This is a genomic window from Streptococcus sp. HMSC064D12 (assembly GCF_001837205.1).
GTDB classification, from domain to species: Bacteria; Bacillota; Bacilli; order Lactobacillales; family Streptococcaceae; genus Streptococcus; species Streptococcus salivarius_D.
Window position 1 is genome coordinate 13,794 of record NZ_KV831754.1, and the last position, 23,489, is coordinate 37,282.

General features: G+C 40.2%; 22 protein-coding genes, 3 tRNA genes, 1 other RNA gene and 2 pseudogenes. 3 read left to right on the forward strand and 25 right to left on the reverse strand.

Features of this window, described 5'->3' with window-relative positions:
• Positions 1–15: 15 nt before the first annotated feature.
• From HMPREF2697_RS07380 to argF, 15 genes and pseudogenes are all read right to left on the reverse strand, one after another.
• Positions 16–420: a diacylglycerol kinase family protein gene (locus tag HMPREF2697_RS07380; protein ID WP_004182934.1), complete on the reverse strand. Its 405-nt coding sequence runs from the start codon at positions 418–420 to the stop codon at positions 16–18.
• Positions 401–898, reverse strand: a complete 498-nt coding sequence (gene ybeY, locus HMPREF2697_RS07385; RefSeq protein ID WP_002886021.1) for an rRNA maturation RNase YbeY — start codon at positions 896–898, stop codon at positions 401–403. The genes HMPREF2697_RS07380 and ybeY overlap by 20 nt, the downstream gene beginning before the upstream one ends.
• Before the next feature lie 217 nt (positions 899–1,115).
• Positions 1,116–1,955, reverse strand: a pseudogene (licT, locus tag HMPREF2697_RS07390) (BglG family transcription antiterminator LicT).
• 103 nt (positions 1,956–2,058) lie between these two features.
• Positions 2,059–2,655: a recombination mediator RecR gene (gene recR / locus HMPREF2697_RS07395; RefSeq protein WP_002889030.1), complete on the reverse strand. Its 597-nt coding sequence runs from the start codon at positions 2,653–2,655 to the stop codon at positions 2,059–2,061.
• A gap of 141 nt (positions 2,656–2,796) precedes the next feature.
• On the reverse strand, positions 2,797–4,911 hold the full coding sequence (pbp2b, locus tag HMPREF2697_RS07400; protein WP_045768964.1) for a penicillin-binding protein PBP2B: 2,115 nt from the start codon (positions 4,909–4,911) through the stop codon (positions 2,797–2,799).
• Between the two features lie 121 nt (positions 4,912–5,032).
• Positions 5,033–5,869, reverse strand: coding sequence for an NAD(P)H-hydrate dehydratase (locus HMPREF2697_RS07405; protein WP_045768965.1), 837 nt, complete (start codon positions 5,867–5,869; stop codon positions 5,033–5,035).
• Between the two features lie 3 nt (positions 5,870–5,872).
• Complete coding sequence (locus HMPREF2697_RS07410) at positions 5,873–6,727, reverse strand: bifunctional methylenetetrahydrofolate dehydrogenase/methenyltetrahydrofolate cyclohydrolase (protein ID WP_004182938.1); 855 nt, start codon at positions 6,725–6,727, stop codon at positions 5,873–5,875.
• Between the two features lie 149 nt (positions 6,728–6,876).
• Complete coding sequence (locus HMPREF2697_RS07415) at positions 6,877–7,653, reverse strand: alpha/beta fold hydrolase (protein ID WP_013990915.1); 777 nt, start codon at positions 7,651–7,653, stop codon at positions 6,877–6,879.
• 154 nt (positions 7,654–7,807) lie between these two features.
• On the reverse strand, positions 7,808–7,948 hold the full coding sequence (locus HMPREF2697_RS10200) for a FeoB-associated Cys-rich membrane protein (RefSeq protein WP_002890392.1): 141 nt from the start codon (positions 7,946–7,948) through the stop codon (positions 7,808–7,810).
• Between the two features lie 17 nt (positions 7,949–7,965).
• Entirely contained in the window at positions 7,966–10,104 is a 2,139-nt protein-coding gene (gene feoB, locus HMPREF2697_RS07420) for a ferrous iron transport protein B (RefSeq protein ID WP_070850195.1), read from the reverse strand.
• The gene (locus HMPREF2697_RS07425; RefSeq protein ID WP_004182941.1) at positions 10,101–10,577 is read right to left on the reverse strand and encodes a ferrous iron transport protein A; all 477 of its coding nucleotides are present in this window, start codon (positions 10,575–10,577) and stop codon (positions 10,101–10,103) included. Before HMPREF2697_RS07425 ends, feoB begins: the two co-directional genes overlap by 4 nt.
• Positions 10,578–10,747: 170 nt before the next feature.
• The gene (locus HMPREF2697_RS07430; RefSeq protein ID WP_013990918.1) at positions 10,748–11,482 is read right to left on the reverse strand and encodes an amino acid ABC transporter ATP-binding protein; all 735 of its coding nucleotides are present in this window, start codon (positions 11,480–11,482) and stop codon (positions 10,748–10,750) included.
• The gene (locus HMPREF2697_RS07435) at positions 11,482–12,162 is read right to left on the reverse strand and encodes an amino acid ABC transporter permease (protein WP_002886081.1); all 681 of its coding nucleotides are present in this window, start codon (positions 12,160–12,162) and stop codon (positions 11,482–11,484) included. Before HMPREF2697_RS07435 ends, HMPREF2697_RS07430 begins: the two co-directional genes overlap by 1 nt.
• Positions 12,163–12,475: 313 nt before the next feature.
• A complete protein-coding gene (locus tag HMPREF2697_RS07440; protein ID WP_002885970.1) occupies positions 12,476–12,706 on the reverse strand; it encodes a DUF1797 family protein in 231 nt (76 codons plus the stop codon).
• A gap of 68 nt (positions 12,707–12,774) precedes the next feature.
• Positions 12,775–13,755 (reverse strand): ornithine carbamoyltransferase, encoded by a 981-nt coding sequence (gene argF, locus HMPREF2697_RS07445; protein ID WP_013990919.1) that lies wholly within the window; start codon positions 13,753–13,755, stop codon positions 12,775–12,777.
• A gap of 242 nt (positions 13,756–13,997) precedes the next feature.
• On the opposite strand from argF, the gene HMPREF2697_RS07450 reads away from it, so the two are divergent.
• The 3 genes from HMPREF2697_RS07450 (at position 13,998) to HMPREF2697_RS07460 (ending at position 17,181) form a co-directional block, all read left to right on the forward strand.
• Positions 13,998–16,268, forward strand: coding sequence for an ATP-dependent Clp protease ATP-binding subunit (locus HMPREF2697_RS07450; RefSeq protein WP_070850197.1), 2,271 nt, complete (start codon positions 13,998–14,000; stop codon positions 16,266–16,268).
• A gap of 142 nt (positions 16,269–16,410) precedes the next feature.
• Positions 16,411–16,869 (forward strand): NUDIX hydrolase, encoded by a 459-nt coding sequence (locus HMPREF2697_RS07455; protein ID WP_070578391.1) that lies wholly within the window; start codon positions 16,411–16,413, stop codon positions 16,867–16,869.
• A 9-nt stretch (positions 16,870–16,878) separates the two neighbouring features.
• Positions 16,879–17,181: a DUF1827 family protein gene (locus HMPREF2697_RS07460; RefSeq protein ID WP_002885967.1), complete on the forward strand. Its 303-nt coding sequence runs from the start codon at positions 16,879–16,881 to the stop codon at positions 17,179–17,181.
• Between the two features lie 45 nt (positions 17,182–17,226).
• Here the strand turns inward: HMPREF2697_RS07460 and HMPREF2697_RS07465 are convergent, their stop codons facing one another.
• The 10 genes and pseudogenes from HMPREF2697_RS07465 to HMPREF2697_RS07510 form a co-directional block, all read right to left on the reverse strand.
• Positions 17,227–18,189: a Gfo/Idh/MocA family protein gene (locus HMPREF2697_RS07465; protein ID WP_013990922.1), complete on the reverse strand. Its 963-nt coding sequence runs from the start codon at positions 18,187–18,189 to the stop codon at positions 17,227–17,229.
• Positions 18,190–18,268: 79 nt separating this feature from the next.
• Positions 18,269–18,952 carry a TVP38/TMEM64 family protein gene (locus tag HMPREF2697_RS07470; RefSeq protein ID WP_014633415.1) on the reverse strand — a complete coding sequence of 228 codons (684 nt, stop codon included), beginning with the start codon at positions 18,950–18,952 and terminating at the stop codon, positions 18,269–18,271.
• A gap of 82 nt (positions 18,953–19,034) precedes the next feature.
• Positions 19,035–19,655 carry a DUF3862 domain-containing protein gene (locus HMPREF2697_RS07475; protein ID WP_002885892.1) on the reverse strand — a complete coding sequence of 207 codons (621 nt, stop codon included), beginning with the start codon at positions 19,653–19,655 and terminating at the stop codon, positions 19,035–19,037.
• A 45-nt stretch (positions 19,656–19,700) separates the two neighbouring features.
• Positions 19,701–20,050: a transfer-messenger RNA gene (gene ssrA / locus HMPREF2697_RS07480) on the reverse strand.
• Between the two features lie 250 nt (positions 20,051–20,300).
• A tRNA-Arg gene (locus HMPREF2697_RS07485) sits at positions 20,301–20,372 on the reverse strand.
• Between the two features lie 69 nt (positions 20,373–20,441).
• The gene (gene rpsA / locus HMPREF2697_RS07490; protein ID WP_003094841.1) at positions 20,442–21,644 is read right to left on the reverse strand and encodes a 30S ribosomal protein S1; all 1,203 of its coding nucleotides are present in this window, start codon (positions 21,642–21,644) and stop codon (positions 20,442–20,444) included.
• Between the two features lie 120 nt (positions 21,645–21,764).
• Positions 21,765–21,836: transfer RNA gene (locus HMPREF2697_RS07495), tRNA-Gln, on the reverse strand.
• 68 nt (positions 21,837–21,904) lie between these two features.
• Positions 21,905–21,985, reverse strand: a tRNA-Tyr gene (locus HMPREF2697_RS07500).
• Positions 21,986–22,045: 60 nt separating this feature from the next.
• Positions 22,046–22,276, reverse strand: a complete 231-nt coding sequence (locus tag HMPREF2697_RS07505; protein WP_002886057.1) for a DUF2969 domain-containing protein — start codon at positions 22,274–22,276, stop codon at positions 22,046–22,048.
• A 118-nt stretch (positions 22,277–22,394) separates the two neighbouring features.
• Positions 22,395–23,426: pseudogene (locus HMPREF2697_RS07510) on the reverse strand (branched-chain amino acid aminotransferase); the annotation flags it as partial.
• Between the last annotated feature and the right edge of the window lie 63 nt (positions 23,427–23,489).

Genomic DNA, 23,489 nt, shown 5'->3' on the forward strand with positions numbered 1-23,489 from the left:
CTTTCCTATTTTCTTTTAATTAAAAATTAAGTGCCAAATTTTAGGTATAAAAACAATCATACCCGTAATGAGTGCATAACAAGAAACCACTAAAACAGCTCCTGCAGCCATATCCTTGGCATTTTTGGCAAGCATCGAAAAGTGATAATTACTAGCCAGGTCAACAACATTTTCAATGGCAGAATTAACAATCTCTAGGGCAATTACGAGAAAAACTGCCATCAAAAGAAAGAGCCATTCTGTCGCAGACACCCGAAAAATCAAGCCAGCCAATACCACCAAGATAGCTGAAACCAAGTGCTTGCGCATGTTGCGTTCTTCTTTAAAAGCTGTGATAATCCCTGTTAGAGCAAACTCAAAACTAGCTGTAAATTCTCTGTTTTTCCACTTTTTTTGTGGGTTATTGTCGCGTAAGTCCATAAGCAGTCAAAATTTCTTCCTGTAATCCAAACATTTCCGCTTCTTCTTCTGGGGTGTAATGGTCGTAGCCATTGATGTGAAGAAAACCGTGAACAGCCAAGAAGCCCATCTCACGCTCGAAACTATGACCATAATCCTCAGCTTGCTCGTGAGCCTTATCAACAGAAATAAAGAGTTCACCGATATAACTATCAAACTCTCCCATCATTTCAGCTAATTCAGGATTTTCAGCCAACTCTTCCTCATCAAAGCTAATGTCTAATTCTGGCTTATACTCCAAACTAATAACATCCGTTGGACGGTCCGTATCGCGATACTCCAGGTTTAGCTCATGGCTACGTTCGTTGGTTACAAATGTAACCGCCATTTCCTTATCTTCCTTACCAAGTCTTTGTGCTGCAAAATCTAGCAACTCCAAGGTTTGTTCTTTTAATTTCTCAGAGACTTGTCCAGTCTCATCAATCATTTCAATATACATAAGATACTTTAGGAACGGCTATGCTCACTTCAAGCATAGAACCGCTCGCTTCCTTTCACTAACTCATTAGCTTTTTTATACAAATACTCAAATACATAGAATACTAGTCCAGAGTATTTTTGGTCTAATATTAATCACCTCATTATACCATAAGGACACAGAAAAAGCAGACTTAAGGCTAATTGTCTGCTTTTTGTAGGACGTCTCTGGGAATCGCTTACTTATCTAAATTATCCTTAAGACGTTGAATATGAATGGTTAAAAAGACTTGTTCGTCTAAACTTAGCTCAAAGGCATAACTTGTCTTGATATAGGTAGCAATCTTTTGGGTACAGATAAAGGACTCTGGATAATTTATCTTAACTTGTTCGTAAAGAAAAGCATCATTCTTGCCACCACTAACTCCGCTCACAATACGTTGTGCTAGGTATTGGAGATGGGTCATAAAACGGTTATACGAGAAACTATCCTCCTCCAAATCATAACCAAAATGAAGACGGACAATGTCACTAATCCCAACCACAATTTGAGTCATCTGTCGATCTTTTTCATGGAGACCCGCATCTTTTTGTGCATTGACAAAATGTAAGGCGACAGAGGCAGCCTCATCATCTGCCAACTGTACTTCTAAATCCTTGGCAATCAAACGAAGGGCTTGTTTCCCAATTTCATACTCCCGAGGATAAAATTTTCGAACCTCCCAAGCCAAGGGATTCTACAAAGAAACACCTTCTCTACTTCTTTCAATAGCGTAATGTAGGTGGTCTGCAAGAGCGATGAAAAAAGAGGGTTCAAACTTGGTTTGCAAGACAGCCTCAGCAAAAGTAAGAATATTCAAAAAGACTTGCATTTCACCATCAGGTAAATTGACATAAACACGAGACCATTCCTCCACTGCCTCTGTATTTTCCAAAACAAAAGTCTTTTCAATCTTTTCCTTATCTACAAGGTTTCCGACCTTCTTTTGAAAGCCTAGTCCCTTACCCATGACAATGTATTCCACATTATTATCCAAAGCTTGGATAACATTGTTGTTTAAAACCTTTTCAATCTTCATCATGATTCCTCGTTATAAAAGCGCTTACTTTATTTTACCAAATTTTTAATGAGAAACCTATTTACTACAAACAAAAAGTGCTGGCCTGACCAACACTTTTTACTTATAGTTCTGTTCGATTTTCAATCGCTCTTAGCAAGGTAACTTCATCAGCATACTCAATGTCAGAACCGACGGCCAAACCACGCGCTAAACGAGTCACCTTGATTCCTGCAGGTTTGAGGACACGAGAAATATACATAGAGGTTGCCTCACCATCTGCTGTTGCATTAGTGGCGATGATAACCTCGTCAACCTCGCTGTCCATAAGACGGGTAATCAAACTTTTCAGGTTAATATCGTCTGGCCCAACACCATTCATAGGGGAAATAAGCCCTTGAAGCACATGGTAGAGACCACGGTATTCCTGAATCTTTTCCATAGCTGAAACATCTTTGGAGTCTTCAACAACCAAAATCTTAGTACGGTCTCTGGTTTCATCGGTACAAATGTTACATGGATCGTCATCTGTCAAACGACCACATACCGAACAATAAGTCAATTCACGTTTTGCTGCCAAGAGGTTTTTTGCGAAATCATTGACATCTTCATCAGACATGCTAATGGTATAAAAAGCTAGGCGTGTCGCTGTTTTAGCCCCAATTCCAGGGAGTTTTGAAAAACTATCAATCAGCTTCGCAATTGGAGTAGGATAAAGCATGAAGGCCTCCTGTTCTTTATATTTTTTTATTCATCGCTTATCTTTTGTCACTTTCATGGATAAGTCTTTACCCAAGAACAAATACTCAAACACTATATCACAGAAAAATCCCTCGTGCAAGGCACAAGAGATTTTAGATATTTAGTGAGTATTTTGATAAAGCTCCATGATAGATTTTACCGCATTTTGTTGGGCCTTGCTCTTAGAATCTAGAGCGTGTGGATACATAATACCTACAGCCAGCTTAGTGCCATCTTTGGCAGTCGCATAGGCAACCGCATTAAGGTTAACCGTTGTTACAGAATTACCGGAACCATCCGTCGCATATGTTTCGGCTGTCCCTGTTTTACCACTAATCGGAATGATAGAACTTGCCATAGCTTTACCAGTCGCAAGGCTAGATCCTGAATTAACAACATCATTAAAGCCTTGTTGGATAATACCCATCTGCTCAGAGTCGAGAGGTAAGGTATTTAATACACGTGTATCTACTGTTGAGGCTAGAGTTCCTAGACTACCATTAGATCCTGCATCATAGATACCTCCAACGATATGAGGGGCTACACGTTTACCACCATTGGCAATTGAAGCAACATACTGAGCTAGCTGAATGGTTGTATAAGAATCGTACTGACCAAAGGCCTCTGTCAGAACGTTGGCTACATTGTAATTCTTAGAAATGTAACCTTCTGATTCTCCAGGTAAATCAAGTCCTGTAGACACGCCCATACCAAAATCAGCATAGGTATCACGAAGTGTCGTCATGGCCTTATCCATATTATCAGTCGACAAGGCCATACCTGGAACATACTGTTGGCCAAGTAGTTTAATTGCAATCTGCACCATATAGGTATTTGATGAGTATTCTAGAGCCTGTGTCGCGGTAATAGCACGGCTACCTTGGTCTGTAAACCAAGATGTGATAGGGGCTGAACCGGCAATGTTGATGGGTTGGTCAGTCAAGACCTGATTTCCATAAATGGCACCTGAACGCCAACCAGCAGTTAAGGTTGCTCCCTTAACAACAGATCCTGGGATGAAGACATCAGTGATTGTTCCTAAGGCATTGGCCTTAAAATCTTGTGCTCCTTGTTCATGTTTTTGCCCTGCCATAGCAAGTACAGCACCAGTGTCAGCATTCATAACCACTGCATACATTCCTTCAGAATAGGTTGCTTTATTCTCTGAAATTTCTGAAGAAAGCTGTTGACCTAGGATATCTTCAACTCCTTTTTGGAAATCAAGGTCGATGGTCAACTGCAGATTGTTCCCCTTGCTGCCCTTTTGAGTGATTTTATCACTAGCAACTTCGCCTTCCTTGTCTACTGTAATCTCACGAACAGTATGTTTTCCTTGTAGTTTCTCTTCATATTCTTTTTCTAGATAGGACGTTCCTACACGGTCATTAAGGGCATACCCTTTTTTGAGGTACTCCTTGGCATCTTCTTGTGGCAAACCTGCTTCTGAACTTGAGACTTTCCCGATAAGAGGTGACAAGGCTGAATCAACCGTATGACGTTCCCAATCCTTAGCAACCGTAATACCATTGAGTTCCTTCTGTTTAGCTGCTACAATCGCAATTTGTTCAGGCGTCAAGTCTCCTGTTTTCAATGTAACTGTTGAGAAATTAGAAACAGCATTCATCTGTGAGTAAATGTAGACAATCTTAAGCTCATCCTCAGAGTAATCCACTGCTTCATCAGGAACTGCATCAACAGCATTGTTGTAAATAGTAGCTTCAGCTAATTTATTACCAAATTTATCTGTTTTCTTGTCGTTTGGAAGATCATTAACAACACGCTTATAAGTGGCAGAGTCCGCTAGATAGAAATCTCGTTTTTGACGTGCTGTTACCTTCGTTTCCGTCAGAGTCACCATGGTCGCCAACTTTTCAGCGACCTTCTTCATCGTATCTGATGACACCAAATTGCTACGTGTGAAGGTGATAACATCCTTACTCTGGTTGGTCGTGAGGGCAACCCCTTTAGCATCAAAGATTTGCCCACGTTCGCTTGCAATCCTAACTGTATACTTAGAATTATCCTCTAATTTCTTCGTATAAAACGATTTGTTATAAACCTGCATATAGGTCAAACGTGCAAAAAGCAACAAAAAAAGGACAAAGACTACACCAAAAAGCAAGTAAACACGACGGGAGATGCTTACTGGCTTTCTAGGTTTATTCGCTCGTTTTTCTTTTCGTTTTTGGCGCCGTTTTTCCCATTTTTGACTGAGTTTTTTCGAAAATAATGTCACTTTTTTTCCTCTATATTCTCATAAAAATTCTCTTTTATTTTATCACAAATAAGCTTTAGCAAACTTAAAAAAATGTCGAAATCTAAAAAAACTTGCCTCACTATAAGACATGTTTTTTAGATTATAATGACAACTTTTTCATCCAGCTAGGAATGGCTTTACTGATATGAGTCGGTAAAACCACATAGGCATTTTTAGCCAAATCATCTGCGATAGCTGAGTGAAGCCAGACAGCAACTGTAACTGCTTTATAGGAGTCAACCGAAGCGAATTGGACCAGAAAACCAGTAATCATACCAGCCAAAGTATCTCCCATGCCTCCTGTGGCTTGATAGGGGCCACCAACTTCTAAATGAGCTACTGTTTCACCTTGATAGACAGCGGTCTTGTGACTCTTGGCAACTAGGATTGTCCCAGCTTGGAACTCTCCCAAGGCTTTCTGGGTGTTAGAGACTGTCTGCTCTGGAATCCTTAAACCAGACAAACGTTCCCATTCTTTTTGATGCGGGGTGAGAGTAAGGTGACAATCTGGTAAGTCCTTCTTAGTCTTCTTAGCCAAAAGATTAAGAGCTGAGCCATCAACAACCAAGTTCTGATCTGCCTTAATATTTGCTAGAACCAAATCCATAGCTTGTCTAGCTACACCATCCTCACCTAGGCCAGAACCGATTAATACCACATCAGCTGCCCTAAGATTATCAAGAAATCTTTCAGTCTCTCTAAGGTCAAAAGCCATGGCTTCAGGGAGATGGGCATGAAGGGCTGTGATGTTGTCACGATCCGTAGCCACTGTGACCAGGCCTGCCCCACTATTGACACAAGCTATGGCAGCCATAATGATGGCACCACCATAAGGGTAAAGCCCACCAACTAAAAGCACTCGACCGTAAGAACCCTTATGGGACTCTCTCAAGCGAGGTTTTATCACTTGCCTAGCTAAATCGTCATCAACTTTCATAAACTATCCTTTCGCACTACGAAGAGCAGCTTGATAGGTCTGTTCCATAAGCATGGTAATGGTCATAGGGCCTACACCACCTGGAACAGGCGTGATCATGCCAACCTTATCTTTCACTTGATCAAAATCAACGTCACCACAAAGTTTGCCTTCTTCATCACGGTTGATTCCCACATCAATGACAACAGCACCCTCTTTGACATAGTCTTCTGTTACAAATTTTGCACGTCCAATAGCTACAATCAAGACATCTGCCTTGCTGCAAACCTTAGCCAAATTCGGTGTTCGTGAGTGGGTCAAGGTAACTGTAGCATTTTTTTCCAAAAGAAGCTGAGCCATAGGTTTACCAACAATGTTACTACGTCCGATAATAACCGCTGTCTTACCTTCTAATTCAACATTGTACTCACGAAGGATTTCCATAATCCCAGCAGGTGTACAAGGTACCATTTGACGACGACCATTCCAAAGATTACCAGTATTCATAGGATGGAAACCATCGACATCTTTTTTAGGATCAATAGCCAAAAGAATACGCATTTCATTAATATGATTTGGCAATGGCAACTGAACCAAAATACCATGGAATAGCGGATCCTGATTATATTGCTCAATAACCTCAATCAATTCTTCCTCGCTGATACTCTCAGAAAGGTTGACTGTCTGGCTATGGAAACCAGCCTTTTTAGCAGCACGTTCCTTGTTGCGCACATAAACCTGACTAGCCGGGTTGTCACCAACCATAATTACCACTAGTCCTGGCACAATCCATTCCTTTTCTTTAAGGCGTTCTACCTTTTCATGCAAATGATCCTGCATTTTAGCAGCTAGGGCCTTACCATCCATTATTATCGCCATGGGTGTTCTCCAATACATACTTTTTCTCAATTATACCATAGTGATGGCTCTTTGTGACTAAATTTTCTAAATTTTCAAAAAGACATCTTAAATACGAAACTAAAAAAGCTGGAATCACCTTCCAACTTTTTTCTGATTATGCTTCGTGACTAGTCCACAAAACCATTTTGCTGACTCCAGCCCTTAATAACCTTCAAGGTCTTCTGCTGGAATTTGCCACTTTCATACATGTGATCTGCACCTGTTAAGGAAACGAGAACGGAATCACGGTAGTTCTTAGCCGTTCTTCTGGCAATATTAGGATGAGTCATCTTATCCTTAGTCCCAGAAATGACGAGAACAGGACATGAAATCTGACTAAAGTCAACGTAAGCTGCTTTTGTCTTATCAAACCAATGAAGAGCCATCTGAGTATAAACTTTTCCTGATTCAGGAACCAGATCAGCAAAAACTTCCTCTTTCAAAGATTCCTCTTGTTCATTCATGCAATACTTGAAAAACTCTTTTTTATATGGAGGCATGGCCTTTTTCCAAAATCCCCAGCGTAAAAAGTGTTTGCCAAAACAAGCTAACATGGTTGGATAAAAGGCGTAGATATCTGCTGTCGGAGCAGGTCCCATGAGAATCATACCTGCAACCTCAGTCTTTTCAGCAACCATTTGAGCCACCAGACAACCTAAAGAGTGTCCCAAAATAAGTGGTGGTTGGTCTAGACTTTCAATCAAAGCCACTAAATCATCTCGATAGTCCTGCAGGGTAACAGTCCCAACCTTAGCTAGGCACTCTTGATAAGGTAGGTCATGGTAACGAAAGCTAGGTGTATGCACCTTATATCCCATTTGACGTAGACCTGTCGCAAATTCTCCCCAAACATTGCCATCACACCAGGTCCCATGAATTAGGACAATCTCTTTGTTCAAAACCATTCCTTATACATCTCCCTTTTTTGTTAAAAATTTAGATTATTTATCTATCTTATAGTATCACACTTCCAACCTAGATACCTTTATACATTTCTTACAATCGTAAGAAAATGGTCTCTTAAATGAATAAGAGACCATTTTTCTATATATTATTTTATTAGCGATTAGCCTTATGCATTTCTTCCTTAACCGGACAAGAACACTCGCAATCGCCACAAGATCCTTTTCCTTTGATATAGTGACGGATGCCAAGACCGGCTAAAGCAAAAATAATGAAAGCAATGATAAAGGTAGACATAACAATTCCTCCTAAACCTAAATATGAGCTTCTCGAAGATTATCCAAGCTAATGATTTGATCCTTAATCTGACGTGGTTTACGAACAACAAAGTAAATCATCGTTACTAAAAGTAAGAAAGCAACAAAAGTCCAAATTGTCATTGACTTACCGTACAGGATGACTTGACCAAACTGGTAAAGAATTAAACTCACACAATAAGCTAGACCTGTTTGGAAACCGATAGCCCCAACTGTCCATTTAAGATTGGCCATTTCACGCTTAATAGCTCCAATAGCCGCAAAACATGGCGCACAAAGTAGGTTAAAAATCAAGAAGGAATAGGCCGCTAAGGAAGAATAATCTCCTCGAAGAGCCGCAGCTAGACCGGCCTCACTGCTATTATGATAGAGAATACCAAAGGTGGCAACAACAGTCTCTTTGGCAGCTAAACCTGTGAGAGCCGCAACTGTTGCCTTCCAATTTCCAAATCCGAGTGGATCAAAAATCCAAGACAAGCCCTTCCCTATAGTCGCCAAAATGCTAACTTCCGTATCCACAGTATGTAGGGTAAAGTTGTAGTTAGACATAAACCAGATAAGAACCGTCAAACTGAAAATGATGGTTCCCGCACGTTTGACAAAACTCATAGCCTTACCAAAGGCATAACGCAAGACCGACATGGCTTTAGGCCAGTGGTAGGCAGGCAATTCCATAATAAACGGACTGGTTAAACCACCCAAAAAACTCGTCTTTTTGAGGGCAATACCTGATAGGATAATAGCAGTCATCCCAATAAAATAGGTACTTGGTGCTACTAAAGAATTACTAGGGAAGAAAGCTCCAGCAATCAAGGCAATAATTTCTAACTTGGCCGAACAAGGCATGAAGGTTGCCGTCATAATGGTAATGCGACGGTCCCTTTCATTTTCAATGGTTCGACTAGACATAACCGCTGGAACCCCACAACCTGTAGAAATCAACATAGGAATAAAGGATTTCCCAGAAAGACCAAAACGTCGGAAAATACGGTCCATAACAAAGGCAATACGACTCATATATCCAATGTCCTCAAGCACACCCAAACAGATAAAGAGCACAAATATTTGAGGTAGGAATCCTAGTACTGTCCCAATCCCAGCGACAATCCCATCAACAATCAAAGACTTAAGCCAGTCCTGAACTTGAAGATAGTCAAGACCAGAAGTCACCAAGTCTGGAACATACTTACCAAAAAGCACATCGTTAGCCCAGTCTGTCCACATGGTTCCAACAGTCTGAATAGATAAGAAATAAACCAAATACATAACCACCGCGAAAATTGGTAAGGCCAAAATACGGTTGGTGACAATCCTATCAATCTTATCTGACAAAGTCAGGGCAAAATCTTCTGTATGACTTTGAGCCATCTGACAAACTCGTTCGATAAAGGCATAACGCTCATTAATGACAATTGACTCCGCATCTTCGGTGAAAACTTCCTCAGTGATTCGAATGATGTCTTTGATTTCTTTTCGTTGGAATGGGGACAAGTCTAGCTCAGCCTCAACTAAAGCATCGTGTTCAAAGAGTTTAATGGCATAAAAACGTGCAGACCTTTGCGGCACCGAATTTCCCAAGACTTCCAAAATTTGTGAGATGGCAGCTTCTAATTTATCGTCATAAATTGGAAAAGCAATATCAGCAACTGTAGAAGTCGTCGTATGAGCCGCCTTCTTCACTACCTGATCAACACCAGTTTGCTTGAGAGCGCTAGTGGCTACTACTGGGACGCCTAGATGGTAAGATAATTTATCAACATTAATCTGTTTTCCCTGAGCCTCCAAAACATCACTCATGTTAAGTGCTAAAGTGACTGGAATACCTGTCTCAATCAACTGCGTGGTCAGATAAAGGTTACGCTCCAAATTTGTCGCATCGACTACATTTAAAATGCTGTCGGCCCTTTGGCTCAACAAATAGTCGCGCGCCACCTTTTCTTCAGGACTATAGGGTGACATTGAGTAAATCCCTGGTAAATCCTGGATTTCTAAATCCTTATTCTTTTTGACCAGACCACTTTTTCGTTCGACAGTAACACCCGGCCAGTTACCAACACGCTGATTGTTCCCTGTTATCAGGTTGAATAAACTGGTTTTACCACTATTAGGATTACCTATTAATGCAATTTCTGTCATTTTTCCTCTCCCTCATCCAGCATGACCACACTAATCATTTGCGCTTCCGACTTGCGTAGGGTTAATTCATACCCTCTCAAACTAATTTCTAGAGGATCTCCCAAAGGGGCTACCTTACGTAATAAGACCCGAGTACGCTTTGTAATTCCCATATCCATAAGACGTCGTTTGGTTTCATTTGCTGAAAAAATATCAGTAACGATAGCCGAACGTCCAACTGGTAATTCAGAAAGAGGTATCTTTTCCTGATCTTCCTCGGCAGGTGCCAAATCAATCTTATCCAGAATCGACGCATCAAAGGCTAAGCGACTCCCTTTAACGATAATAATAGCACTATTCTTGGTCTTAGTTACCACCTCAATCGTTTCACCGGCAGCCAACCCTAGATTAGATAAGTGCAAAAGACTATCCTTAGGGAGGTTAATGCCAAGAATCCGGTAAGGCGTTTTTAAGGCCGCATTATATATGAGCATATTTCTTGACCTACTTTATTATTTTTGATACAGCATCATTATAGCATATTTATCCATCTTTTCCGCAATATTATCCTAAACAAGAATGATTCTAGAAAAGTAGAACACAAAAAGAAAAGGCTGGAAAAGTTCCAGCCTTCACAAACAATGTATATATACTTAAGAATATCTTACAAAACCTTACTCAAGAAATCCTTGGTACGATCTTCCTTAGTATTGTCGAAGATCTCTTGTGGTGTGCCTTCTTCGACAATGACACCGCCATCCATAAAGATAACACGATCTGCCACTTCATAAGCAAAGCCCATTTCGTGGGTAACGATTGCCATTGTCATCCCTGATTTAGCAAGGTCCTGCATAACGGATAGAACTTCACCAACCATCTCTGGGTCAAGGGCTGATGTTGGTTCGTCAAACAAGAGAACGTCTGGATCCATAGCCAAACCACGTGCAATTGCAATACGTTGTTGCTGACCACCTGATAGACTTGTTGGGTAGGCATCTGCCTTATCTTTCAAGCCAACCTTTTCTAAAAGTTCCATAGCCTTTGCTTCTGCATCAGCTTTAGAAACACCTTTAGTCTTAATTGGTGACAAGGTGATATTTTCTTTAACTGTCATATTAGGGAAGAGGTTGAACTGTTGGAAAACCATCCCCATCTTCTCACGCATTTTGAAAATGTCGTTATTTTTATCTGTAATATCCACACCTTCAAAGGAGATAACACCTTTTGTAGGTTTCTCAAGCAAGTTCATTGAGCGTAGGAAGGTTGACTTTCCTGATCCTGAAGGACCGATGATAACCACTACTTCACCCTTTTTAATATCTAGATCAATCCCTTTGAGAACTTCGTTCTTACCAAAATACTTGTGAAGATTTTTAATCTCAATAATTGTTTCTGCCATTATTTACGTCCCTCCCCAAGTCGTTTTTCCATTTGTTTCAAGAGTGCCGTCATAGCTGTTGTCACAATCAAGTAATAGAAGGCTGCGAACAAGAGCGGCGTCAAGGTCAAGTAGGTTGTTGTTGCAACAGTTTGTGCACCATTCCACAATTCCATAACCCCGATGGTTTGCAAGAGCGAACTATCCTTAATAATAGTAACAAACTCGTTACCCAAGGCAGGCAAGATATTTTTAATAGCTTGAGGCAAGACCACATAACGCATGGTATTCCATGGACGGATACCAAGTGAGTAGGCAGCTTCAACCTGACCTTTAGGAATAGACTCGATACCTGCACGTACACTCTCAGAAATATAAGCACCACTATTCAAAGAAAGGACGATAATACCTGGAACGATACGTGACAAATCAAGGTTCAAAATGCCAAACTGAACAGTTGGAAGATTCATGTGGATAAGGTTAAAAGCAATCATAATCTGCACAACCATAGGAGTCCCACGGAAAACCCAAACATAAAGGCTTACCAACCACTCCAAAGGTTTGATTCCAGAACGTTTGGCCAAGGATACCAAAACCCCAAGGATGGTTCCGAAGAAGACCACGCAGACCGAAATCATAATTGTTACTAAGACACCATAGTTAAAGTAAGACCAAAACTGTGGTAGAAATGAAAAATTCATCTAGATACTCCTTACTAATATTCTTCAATATTATATCAGAAGACTGTATAATAATAAAGTATTTTCTTATAAATGCGATATTTCAGTATAAAAACTAAGTTATAGACCTAGCTAGCAAAACTCTTAAGCAATACACCTCATGTATTTTCGAGATGACACCACGCCAAAAACTTTGCCAATGAGTTGAAACACTGCCTGTTTTGACAAGCCATACAAGCATCACCCCATGTTTTCATCCTGATAAAAATGCCTGAAACTCGATAGTTTCAGGCATTCTGATTTTTGGAATCTTGTAAAGTTCCAAAATAATTTATTAGTAAAGCAAATCGTAGATTTCCATTGCAATCAAGTCGATGCTATCAAATGAATAAGATTCACGTGCTTCAACGTCACGCAATGTGAAAACTGGACCATTTTCAGGATCGTTGCTAAATGATACTTCGGCAACAACCACTCCTTCACGTTCAAAATTACGTTTCAAATTACCACCATCAGCCGCCATCATTTCAAGACGGTTAATGATTCTCACCAAATGTGATTCCATGTTATTTCTCCTATTAATTGTGTATTTCTTACTTATTTTATCACACTTATGGGAAAAATGGGGGAATTTTAAATATTTTTCAAGGAATTGTACATAATGGCCTTGATAGAATGCATACGATTCTCAGCTTCTTGGAAGATGATATCACTGTATTTTTGGAAGACTTGATCAGTGATTTCTAACTCTGCCAAACCGTATTTGTCATAGATTTCTTGCCCAATTTGGGTATTGAGATCATGAAAAGCTGGGAGACAGTGCATAACGATGACATCTGGATTTTCCGTCTTGGCAAGTAGGTCTGCATTAATTTGATAAGGCAGGAGTAAATCAATACGAGATTTAAAGTCTACTTCTTCACCCATAGATACCCAGACATCCGTATAAAGCATATCCACTCCCTTGACCTCTGAAATATCATCTGTAATGGTTAAATCGGCACCATTATTATGTTTCTGAGCTAAAGCTACAATCTCATCTTCAGGTTGCAGCACCTCTGGGGCAATAATCTTGACATTAACGCCTAAAATAGCCGAAGTGACCAAAAGTGAATTAGCCATATTATTTCTACCATCTCCAATATAGGCGATGGTCAAACCTTCCAAACTACCAAAACGCTCCTTCAAAGTCATGAAATCCGCAATCATTTGCGTTGGATGCCAGGTATCCGTCAAACCATTCCAGACCGGAACTCCTGAGTACTTAGCCAAATCCTCGACATCTTCTTGCTTAAACCCACGGTATTCGATTCCATCAAACATAGAACCAAGCACCTTGGCTGTATCAACTACAGATTCCTTTTTACCTAACTGAATGTCTCCAGCACCAAGGTAGGTCACATTCATACCTAGGTCCTGACCAGCCACTGTAAAAGCTGAGCGGGTTCTTGTAGATGTTTTTTCAAAAATCAGGGCAATATTTAAGCCATCTAAATATTTATGCGGAATTCTTTCCTTCTTTAACTGTTTAAATTTTATAGATAAATCGATTAACTCCTCAAGTTCCTGCTTGGTAAAGTCGATTTCTTTCAAAAATGATTTAGCTTGTGTCATAGGTATCTCTCTTTCGTTCTGAATAATATAAAAACATTATATAATATTTATGCATTTTAGGCAAGTATTTTTGAATTTAAATTCAATGTTAGCACTCTTGTTAAGAGAGTGCCAAATCTAGATGCTTTTTACTTGCAATCTACCTTCCGCATGCTATAATGGAGACATAGATTTGACCTTTTTTGACCAAGATTATTTTCAATAAAGGTCTTTCCCAATTCAGATAGAAAAGAGGTACTGATATGCTCTGTCAAAACTGTAACCTTAATGAAGCTAGTATTCATTTGTATACCAATGTAAATGGTAATCAGCAACAAGTTGACCTCTGTCAAAATTGTTATAAAATCATGAAATCTGATCCAGAGAACCCCCTCAATCAATTCAATCAAACAGGAGGTTCCAACTTCTTCGACGATTTCTTCAGCGACCTAAATAACTTCCGTTCTTCTAACGGCGATCTTCCCAATACACCTCCAACACAAGAAGGTGGTAACCGAGGAAACGGTGGCAATACACAAGGACCAGGACGTCCAGGAGGACCACGCCAACAAGCTCCTCAACAGCCACAAGGTCTTCTTGAAGAGTTCGGCATTAACATCACTGACATCGCTCGTCGTGGAGACATTGATCCTGTTATTGGTCGTGACGAGGAAATCATTCGTGTCATCGAAATTCTTAACCGCCGTACCAAGAACAACCCCGTCCTCATCGGTGAACCCGGTGTCGGTAAGACTGCTGTCGTTGAAGGTCTAGCTCAAAAAATCGTTGACGGTAGCGTGCCACAAAAACTCCAAGGCAAACAAGTCATTCGTCTCGATGTGGTCAGCCTGGTTCAAGGGACTGGTATCCGTGGCCAATTTGAAGAACGCATGCAAAAACTCATGGAAGAAATTCGTCAACGTCAGGATGTTATCCTATTTATTGATGAAATCCATGAAATCGTAGGAGCTGGTAATGCCGGGGATGGCAATATGGATGCTGGAAACATCCTAAAACCTGCCCTTGCTCGTGGGGAACTTCAACTGGTCGGAGCAACTACACTCAACGAATACCGCATCATCGAAAAAGATGCTGCCCTAGAGCGTCGTATGCAACCAGTTAAGGTTGACGAACCAACGGTTGAGGAAACCATCACTATTTTGCGTGGTATCCAACCTAAATATCAAGACTACCACCATGTCAAATATACAGACGAAGCTATTACTGCAGCTGCAGAATTGTCCAACCGCTACATTCAAGACCGCTTCTTGCCAGACAAGGCCATCGACCTCCTCGATGAAGCTGGTTCGAAGATGAACTTGACCCTCAATTTTGTTGATCCTAAAGATATCGACAAACGTTTGATTGAGGCTGAAAACCTCAAGGCTCAAGCTACTCGTGACGAAGACTTTGAAAAAGCTGCCTATTTCCGTGATCAAATTGCCAAATACAAGGAAATGCAAAAACAAACCATTAAAGACCAAGATATGCCTGTCATCACAGAAAAACATATCGAAGCCATTGTGGAACAAAAAACCAATATCCCTGTCGGTGATTTGAAAGAAAAAGAACAATCACAACTTCTTAGTCTTGCTGATGATCTTAAATCACATGTTATTGGACAAGATGCCGCAGTTGATAAGATTGCCAAAGCCATCCGTCGTAATCGTGTTGGATTGGGTGCACCAAATCGCCCAATTGGTAGCTTCCTCTTCGTAGGTCCTACAGGAGTCGGTAAAACTGAACTCTCTAAACAATTGGCTATTGAACTCTTTGGTTCAGCTGACAGTATGATTCGTTTCGATATGTCAGAATACATGGAAAAACACGCCGTTGCCAAATTGGTCGGTGCCCCTCCAGGATATGTCGGTTACGATGAAGCTGGTCAGTTAACTGAAAAAGTCCGCCGTAATCCATATTCACTCATTCTTCTGGATGAGGTTGAAAAAGCTCACCCAGACGTTCTTCACATGTTCCTCCAAGTTCTTGACGACGGTCGCTTGACTGATGGTCAAGGGCGAACTGTAAGTTTCAAGGATACCATCATCATCATGACTTCAAATGCTGGTACAGGTAAAGTTGAAGCTAGTGTTGGCTTTGGAGCTGCCCGTGAAAATCGTACCAATTCTGTGCTTAACCAGCTTGGAGATTTCTTTAGCCCTGAATTCATGAACCGTTTTGACGGTATTATCGAATTCTCTGCCCTTAGCAAGGAAAATCTCCTCACTATCGTGGACCTCATGCTTGATAATGTCAACCAACGCTTGGCTAATAACGGTATCCACCTCAGTGTAACTGAGAAGGTTAAGGAAAAATTGGTTGACCTCGGTTACGATCCTAAGATGGGGGCTCGACCACTACGTCGTACCATCCAGGACCATATTGAAGACGCTATTACTGACTTCTACCTTGAAAACCCAAATGAAAAAGATCTCAAGGCAGTCATGACTTCAAAAGGCCACATCACCATTAAGTCTGCTAAAAAATCCGAAAAAACTGCTCAGAAAAATGAGACAGCAAAAGAAACTGATTAAATAAAGAAACCAAGTCGTTATGACTTGGTTTCTTTATCTTTTCATTTCCTATTTTCAAATTTATCCCTAATTCTGCCTAAATCAATAGGAAAATGAGCAAAATTTTAGTATAATATAGGCAAATAAACGTAAGGAGCAACTCATGAATCCAACATTTGGTGACAAGGTTGGGGGAACTCATTATCAAACACGTTACGGTGTTTATGCTGTGATTCCTAACCAAGAAAATACAAAGATTATTTTAGTCCAGGCTCCTAACGGGGCTTGGTTTCTCCCAGGTGGAGAGATCGAAGCAGGCGAGGATCACTATAGCGCATTAGAACGCGAGTTAATTGAAGAACTTGGGTTTACAGCCACTTTGGGCCAGTACTATGGCCAGGCCGATGAATACTTCTATTCAAGCCACCGTGACACTTACTATTACAATCCAGCCTATATTTATGAAGTTGTAGATTTTTCAAAAATTGGCAAACCTCTTGAAGATTTCAATAATCTGGCTTGGTTTCCAATTGATGAAGCCATTGCTAAACTTAAACGTGGCAGTCATAAATGGGGAATCGAACAATGGAAAGAAACTAACACAACAACTGACAAATCCTAGGAGGAAACTATGAAACTCATTAATACGACCCGTACACACCAAGAACTCGTTCAAAACCAACTAGACAACACGGATGCCTTTCTCGTAGAGACCTACTCTGCTGGGAATACTGATGTTGTCTTTACACAAGCACCTAAGCATTATGAACTCTTGATTTCAAATAAACACCGTGCTGTTAAAGACAATGAATTAGAAGTTATCCGTGAATTCTTCCTCAAACGAAAAATCGACAAGGATATTGTTTTGATGGACAAACTCAGAACAGTACACACTGACAAATTGATTGAGATTTCATTCCCAACAACTGTATAAGACAAAACAAGCAATGGCTAATACCACTGCTTGTTTTTTTGTATGTTACAAAGCTTTCGAAGCTTGATCCAGAACTTCCATAACCTGACGACTATGTTCCAACCGCTTGGCAACACTGTCAAAATCCTTAGTAGCCACCATCTTTTCAAAAGCCACAAATTCATCATGCATACGATGTTGTGGACTATTGAGATTGACGACTCTCTCTTTCTGACCATTGAGAGTGACTCCAATCTCAGGAAGAGTATTGGTTGCACCAAAAATTGTAATAGCGCCCTTATCACCTTGTATAGTTGAACGAATCTCCGCACTACAATCTTTAGCTCCAATGGCAACAGCCTTAAAGTGACCATAGTCCAAAACTAGAATTCCTGACGTATCCACTCCTCGCTCCACATTAGGTAGATATTCCACACGATGAGGCTTTCCAAAAAGGCCAACCAGGAGATGGATATTATAGATATTAAGATCTCTAAGTGCTCCCCCACCCATTTCAGGGTTGAAGGCAGGAGCAATCTCTCCTCGCTTAAAGGCGTCATAACGTGACGAATATTGAGAATAATTGATATTCACAATCTTAACATCTCCAATATCAGACAAGGCTTCCTTAATCGCTGTAAAATTAGCCAAATATTGATTGGTAATAGCCTCCATCAAGAGAAGCTCTTTTTCTTGAGCAAGCTTAGCTAGCTCTTCAAACTCTTTCAAATGTAAGGTGAAGGGTTTCTCACAGATAACATGCTTGCCGGCCAAAAGTGCTTTCTTAGCATAATCATAGTGGGTATGGTTGGGCGTTCCCACATAAATCGTATCGACTTCTGGATTGGACAAAATTAACTCATAATCACTAGTCGCCTGAGACAAACCATATTGCTTAGCTAGGGCTTCTGCCTTATCAAGTGAGCGTGGTGTCGACAAGATAGCTTCAAGCTCAATGCCCTCAATAGTCGTTAACACAGGAAGAACCTCTGTCACAATCATTCCTGTACCCAATAATGCAAGTTTCATCAACTTACCTCCTTAATTTCTAATCTCTCTTTGAAACGGACTAACACTAAGGACAAACTCATAGGTGTTAAATTCTTCTTTAGTTACTTGAATGAAGCTCATTTTTTTCCTTCCTAAAATGGATAAAGTAAATGACGAGTGAGATAAAAAGCAAGATGGCAAGTACTGCCACTAATGGCATTCGGATTGGACGGATATTAAGCAACAAATCTCCACTAACTGCATAAACAATCGATACTGGCGTCACTCCAATAAGTGTCGCCAAAATCCTCGTCCTTGTGGGTAAATTCATTTGAACACAAGCATAATTGACCAGAGCTGATGGTATAAATGGAATAGAGAAGGCCAGTGAAATCCCAATAAAGCGATGCTTAAAGTTCTCAATATAGTTTAGAAGTTTCTCCATGCGTTTGGACTTCTCTGGCTTTTCAAGTCTTCTCAGAATTTCAAAACTAGTTAAATTCCCAAAAGTATTACCAATAATATTCATCGGAATCGCAAGCAAAGGGCCATAGAGTAGCCCAACAAAAATACAAAAAATAGAACTTGAAACTCCAGGAATAGCCGATGACAGAATCATGAGACTAAGAAGGATCAGTGCATTTTGGAAATTAGCCTGCTTAAAAACTTCTCTTAAAAAGGCTTGATCATGCTTAGCGTTGGTCCATTCCTTGATTAAGGGGATGAAGTTATTTAAAAGAGGCCATAAGAATACCAGTATTAAACCTGCTATCCCTATAAAAAATAGTCTTTTTTTAGTCATTACATCTCCATAATTTTAATCGCTCCTTTTATTATAACAAAAAAATGCCTTCATTGATTTAGAAAGGCATCTTTTACTGTGATTACTTGTTAATCAAATTTGCTTGCGACTTGTTTTCCAAGGCACCATTTTTAAAGTTAAGGGTAAGGCTACCTGTTTCACCCTTCTTAGCGACAAGGTTCGAAGACCAAAGTGCTTGTGTCATTGTTGCATCTGAAGAAACAGCAATCGAATAAACATCCGGTGTACCAAGAGTTTTGACAGCATCGTCATAGCTAGTTCCATTTTTGAGATTTTCGTACATCTTCAGTGTGATTTTAGGATCACGGACGTAAGAAAAGTTTGAAATTGACTTAACAACAGTGCTATTGTTAAAGAGTTTCGCTGTAACAACAACATTGTCATACTGCCAATTATAAACATCAAGCTTAGCATCTCCTGCCTGCTCCTGACTCGTTGATGAGGGTTCACCAAACCAGCCCTTCAAGCTATCAAGATTTGAGCCTCCTGAAAATTCCTGAGAAGCATTTGCCATGGTAATCTTATCAAAGTTCTGGCGAACATTCCCATGCTTAACGGTTAAAATCTTTGAGGCTTCATTATCCAAAGATCCCTTCGTCTCTGTCTTAGACGAAGATTTTCCGCAAGCAGCTAGAGTAAAAAGTGAGAGACCTAAAACGGTCAAAGACAAAAGTTTTTTCATAATAAATTCCTATATATACAAATAAAAGGCTGACGCCTCTGGTTTTTATGGAGTCGGTGGGAGTCGAACCCACGTCCAAACACCTGCCAACATATTCGTCTACAACCATAGGTTATGTCTTTCATTTAACAGATAGACGACACATAACTCAAGCCTTCTATCTGCGAGCCTATAAATCTCTTTTCAACCAGCTAGGCAATGGTCAAACGTAGCTTATAAATCAATAAAACCTCTAAACAAACATAAGCAATCTGCTAGAAGTCACGCGAGCAGGTGTTTAGGCTGCTACAGCGTAAGAATTAGTATTTTTTGCAGTTATATTTAACTGAGCGTTTACGTCGCCACACGAGTCGCAGAATATGCCTCATAATGCCTGTCGAATCCGTAACGACCCCAATATGAGATACTGAGTATTATAGCAAATTTTTTAATCAATTGCAAAAGATTAGCCAAACTGCCTCCCCAATAAATCAACTATGGAATTGCTAATAAAGTAGCTTACTTTGGTTTTAGGATAAGCTAATAACTTTTTTCTGTATGCTTGCCTTTTTCCCTTCCAAAGCTAAAAGATTTTATAAAATACTTTCACTAAAACTTACCGACTAAAAAACGTTGAGAAAACAAATCTTTCAACGCTTTTCTTTTTGCACCCTAAGGGAATCGAACCCCTATCTCAAGAACCGGAATCTTACGTGATATCCATTACACTAAGGGTGCTAACAGTATACTATTATAGCATACTCTAAAACAGAAAAAAAGACATGTTTCCATGCCTCTTTTTTTATCTTACAATTCGATATCTCCGAAAAGATCCGCCATTGAGAATCCAGATTGAGTTTCTGGAAGTTCGTAGTCACGTTTTTCTTGACGTTTTGGACGACGTGGACGTGATTGACGTTTTTCGTTGTTTTCGCCTTCAGCGTTAGCTGGACGTTCTTCAAGAGCTTTGATTGAAAGTGATACACGTTCTGCATCAGCGTTTACTTCAAGAACTTTAACAGTAACGTCTTGACCTACTGAAAGAACATCTTTTGGATTTTCAACACGTTTGTGTGAAATTTGTGAGATGTGAACAAGTCCATCGATACCTGGCAATACTTCAACGAAAGCACCGAAGTCAGTCAAGCGTTTAACTTTACCTTCGATAACATCACCAGCAGCAAGTTTTTGTTCAACGCCATCCCAAGGTCCAGGTGTTGTTGCTTTAAGTGAAAGTGATACACGTCCTGCTTCTTCGTCGATAGCAAGAACTTTAACTTCAACTTCATCACCTACAGATACAACTGATTTAGGTGAAACGTTACGTTCATGAGACAATTCAGTCACGTGAACAAGTCCGTCAACACCACCAAGGTCGATGAAAGCACCGAAGCTTGTCAAACGAGCAACTTTACCAGTTACGATTGAACCAACTTCAAGTTTAGAGAAGACTTCTTTACGAGCTTCTGCAGCTTCTGCTTCAACAACTTCACGACGTGAAAGGATGAAACGGTTTTCAGCTGGATCAACTTCTTTAATTTTAGCGTCAAATTCTTGACCTACAAATTGTTCAGTGTTACGAACAAAACGAGTATCGATCATTGAAGCTGGAATAAATCCACGAAGACCTTCAAATTCAACTGAAAGTCCGCCTTTAACAGCGCGTGTTCCTTTAACAGTAACAACTTCTTCTTCACGACCAACAAGTTTATCCCAAGCTTTGCGAGCTTCCAAGCGTTTTTTAGATACAAGGTAAGTTACAGTATCAGTATCTTTACCAACAACTTGACGAAGAACAAGCACTTCAAGTGTTTCACCAACTTTAACAAGGTCTGCAACGTTTGCGTCACGGTCGTTTGTCAATTCACGACGTGTCAAAACACCTTCGATACCAGTTCCTTCGATAACAACATTTGCTTGATCATTATCTACTGAGATAACTTCAGCTGTTACAACGTCACCTGTGTTAACTTCGCTAACACTGTTTAGCAATTCTTCAAATTCGTTCATTCTAAAAAGATCCTCCAACAAGAGCCAGCCAATTCTGACCCTTGATAACAATATATTTTTAAAGGTACCCGCAAAGACAATGGTTAACATAGACGGTGCCAATGCACCCGATACCTTTTACTGGGGTAGCTGGATTCGAACCAACGCATGAGGGAGTCAAAGTCCCTTGCCTTACCGCTTGGCTATACCCCAATAGCAAAATGCTATAAAAAAACATCTAAGTACTTGATATCGACTATCCCGATTCAGTTTCTTAGACATGGAGAGAGAGGGATTCGAACCCCCGAACCCGAAGGAGCGGATTTACAGTCCGCCGCGTTTAGCCTCTTCGCTATCTCTCCTTAAGAACAAGAAATAGTATATCACAGTTTCTTGACCAAAGCAAGCCTTTACTTTGGATTTTAATGATTAAGATTGTATGATTCAATAATGGCAGCTACTGCATCATCCATTTTTTTGTGGAAACCTACAACATTTTCCTTGTCAACAACGGCAAACTTACCATCAATTTCCACAATTTGTCCGATGACTTTCTTACCAACAAGAAGTTCAAAACCTTCAATAGTTGCTTTATTGACGACTACTTTAGCATCATTAATTTGGATTTCAATTTTTTTATCTTTTTTACTCATAGATTTATACCCGATCCTTGGCTCGAGCCATCCTTTCTTAATGTATCTTCTTAATTCTACCGAAAAAGAAAAAAGCTTGCAAGAGCAAGCCTTAAAATAATCATTTATCTATTAAGAATTAGTCAACTTTGACAATCCATCCTTCTGGTGCTTCAACATCACCAAATTGGATACCTGTCAACTCATCATAAAGTTTACGTGTTACAGGACCTACTTCTGTTTCTGAGTAGAATACATGGAAGTCATCACCATGTTGTACCCCACCAATTGGTGAGATAACCGCAGCTGTACCACAGGCACCTGCTTCGACAAATTTATCCAATTCAGAAATCTTAACATCACCTTGGATAGCTTTCATGCCAAAGCGATTTTCAGCCAAGTAAAGCAATGAGAACTTAGTGATAGATGGCAAGATAGATGGGCTGAGTGGTGTAATGAATTCGTTATCGGCTGTGATACCAAAGAAGTTTGCAGAACCCACTTCTTCAATCTTAGTGTGAGTTGCTGGATCAAGGTAGATCACATCAGAGAAATTACTATCATGTGCAATCTTACCTGGCAACATACTTGCTGCGTAGTTACCACCCACCTTAGCAGCACCTGTACCATGTGGAGCAGCACGGTCATAATCATCTTGGATAAGGAAGTTTGTTGGAGCCAAACCACCTTTGAAGTAGTTACCTACTGGCATAGCAAAAATGGTAAAGATATACTCATCTGCTGGATGCACACCAATGATATCACCAACCCCAATCAAAAGTGGACGGAGATAAAGTGTTGCACCTGTACCATATGGTGGAACATATTCTTCATTTGCACGTACAACTTGTTTACATGCATCTACAAATTTGTCAACAGGAACTTGTGGCATCAAAAGACGATCCGCAGTACGTTGCAAACGTTTAGCATTTTCATCTGGACGGAACAATTGAATAGAGCCATCTTTAGTACGGTAAGCCTTGAGTCCTTCAAAAGCTTCTTGACCATAGTGAAGGGCTGGAGATGCTTCTGAAATATGCAAAGTCGCATCCTCAGTCAATTGCCCCTCGTCCCACTTACCGTCTTTGTAATATGAGATATAACGGAATGGAAGTTTACGGTAATTAAATCCTAGATTTTCCCAGTCTAAATCAACTGTCATGTGTATGTCCTCTTTTCTGTTACTATGTGCTTTCTAGTATAGTCCTTTTCATTGAAAATTTCAAGGTTATGT

Coding starts and splice junctions, on each gene's coding strand:
- ybeY (WP_002886021.1), bottom strand. CDS start 898: ATGTATATTGAAATGATTGATGAGACTGGACAAGTCTCTGAGAAATTA.
- HMPREF2697_RS10200 (WP_002890392.1), bottom strand. CDS start 7,948: ATGTCTACCTTTATCATTGCTTTCATTATTTTTGCTTTAGCCGGTCTT.
- HMPREF2697_RS07475 (WP_002885892.1), bottom strand. CDS start 19,655: ATGAAAAAACTTTTGTCTTTGACCGTTTTAGGTCTCTCACTTTTTACT.
- HMPREF2697_RS07460 (WP_002885967.1), top strand. CDS start 16,879: ATGAAACTCATTAATACGACCCGTACACACCAAGAACTCGTTCAAAAC.
- HMPREF2697_RS07470 (WP_014633415.1), bottom strand. CDS start 18,952: ATGACTAAAAAAAGACTATTTTTTATAGGGATAGCAGGTTTAATACTG.
- HMPREF2697_RS07405 (WP_045768965.1), bottom strand. CDS start 5,869: ATGAAAGTTGATGACGATTTAGCTAGGCAAGTGATAAAACCTCGCTTG.
- HMPREF2697_RS07410 (WP_004182938.1), bottom strand. CDS start 6,727: ATGGCGATAATAATGGATGGTAAGGCCCTAGCTGCTAAAATGCAGGAT.
- recR (WP_002889030.1), bottom strand. CDS start 2,655: ATGCTTTATCCTACTCCAATTGCGAAGCTGATTGATAGTTTTTCAAAA.
- HMPREF2697_RS07430 (WP_013990918.1), bottom strand. CDS start 11,482: ATGGCAGAAACAATTATTGAGATTAAAAATCTTCACAAGTATTTTGGT.
- rpsA (WP_003094841.1), bottom strand. CDS start 21,644: ATGAACGAATTTGAAGAATTGCTAAACAGTGTTAGCGAAGTTAACACA.
- feoB (WP_070850195.1), bottom strand. CDS start 10,104: ATGACAGAAATTGCATTAATAGGTAATCCTAATAGTGGTAAAACCAGT.
- HMPREF2697_RS07415 (WP_013990915.1), bottom strand. CDS start 7,653: ATGGTTTTGAACAAAGAGATTGTCCTAATTCATGGGACCTGGTGTGAT.
- argF (WP_013990919.1), bottom strand. CDS start 13,755: ATGACACAAGCTAAATCATTTTTGAAAGAAATCGACTTTACCAAGCAG.
- HMPREF2697_RS07435 (WP_002886081.1), bottom strand. CDS start 12,162: ATGAATTTTTCATTTCTACCACAGTTTTGGTCTTACTTTAACTATGGT.
- HMPREF2697_RS07455 (WP_070578391.1), top strand. CDS start 16,411: ATGAATCCAACATTTGGTGACAAGGTTGGGGGAACTCATTATCAAACA.
- HMPREF2697_RS07465 (WP_013990922.1), bottom strand. CDS start 18,189: ATGAAACTTGCATTATTGGGTACAGGAATGATTGTGACAGAGGTTCTT.
- HMPREF2697_RS07440 (WP_002885970.1), bottom strand. CDS start 12,706: ATGGAATCACATTTGGTGAGAATCATTAACCGTCTTGAAATGATGGCG.
- HMPREF2697_RS07450 (WP_070850197.1), top strand. CDS start 13,998: ATGCTCTGTCAAAACTGTAACCTTAATGAAGCTAGTATTCATTTGTAT.
- HMPREF2697_RS07505 (WP_002886057.1), bottom strand. CDS start 22,276: ATGAGTAAAAAAGATAAAAAAATTGAAATCCAAATTAATGATGCTAAA.
- HMPREF2697_RS07380 (WP_004182934.1), bottom strand. CDS start 420: ATGGACTTACGCGACAATAACCCACAAAAAAAGTGGAAAAACAGAGAA.
- HMPREF2697_RS07425 (WP_004182941.1), bottom strand. CDS start 10,577: ATGCTCATATATAATGCGGCCTTAAAAACGCCTTACCGGATTCTTGGC.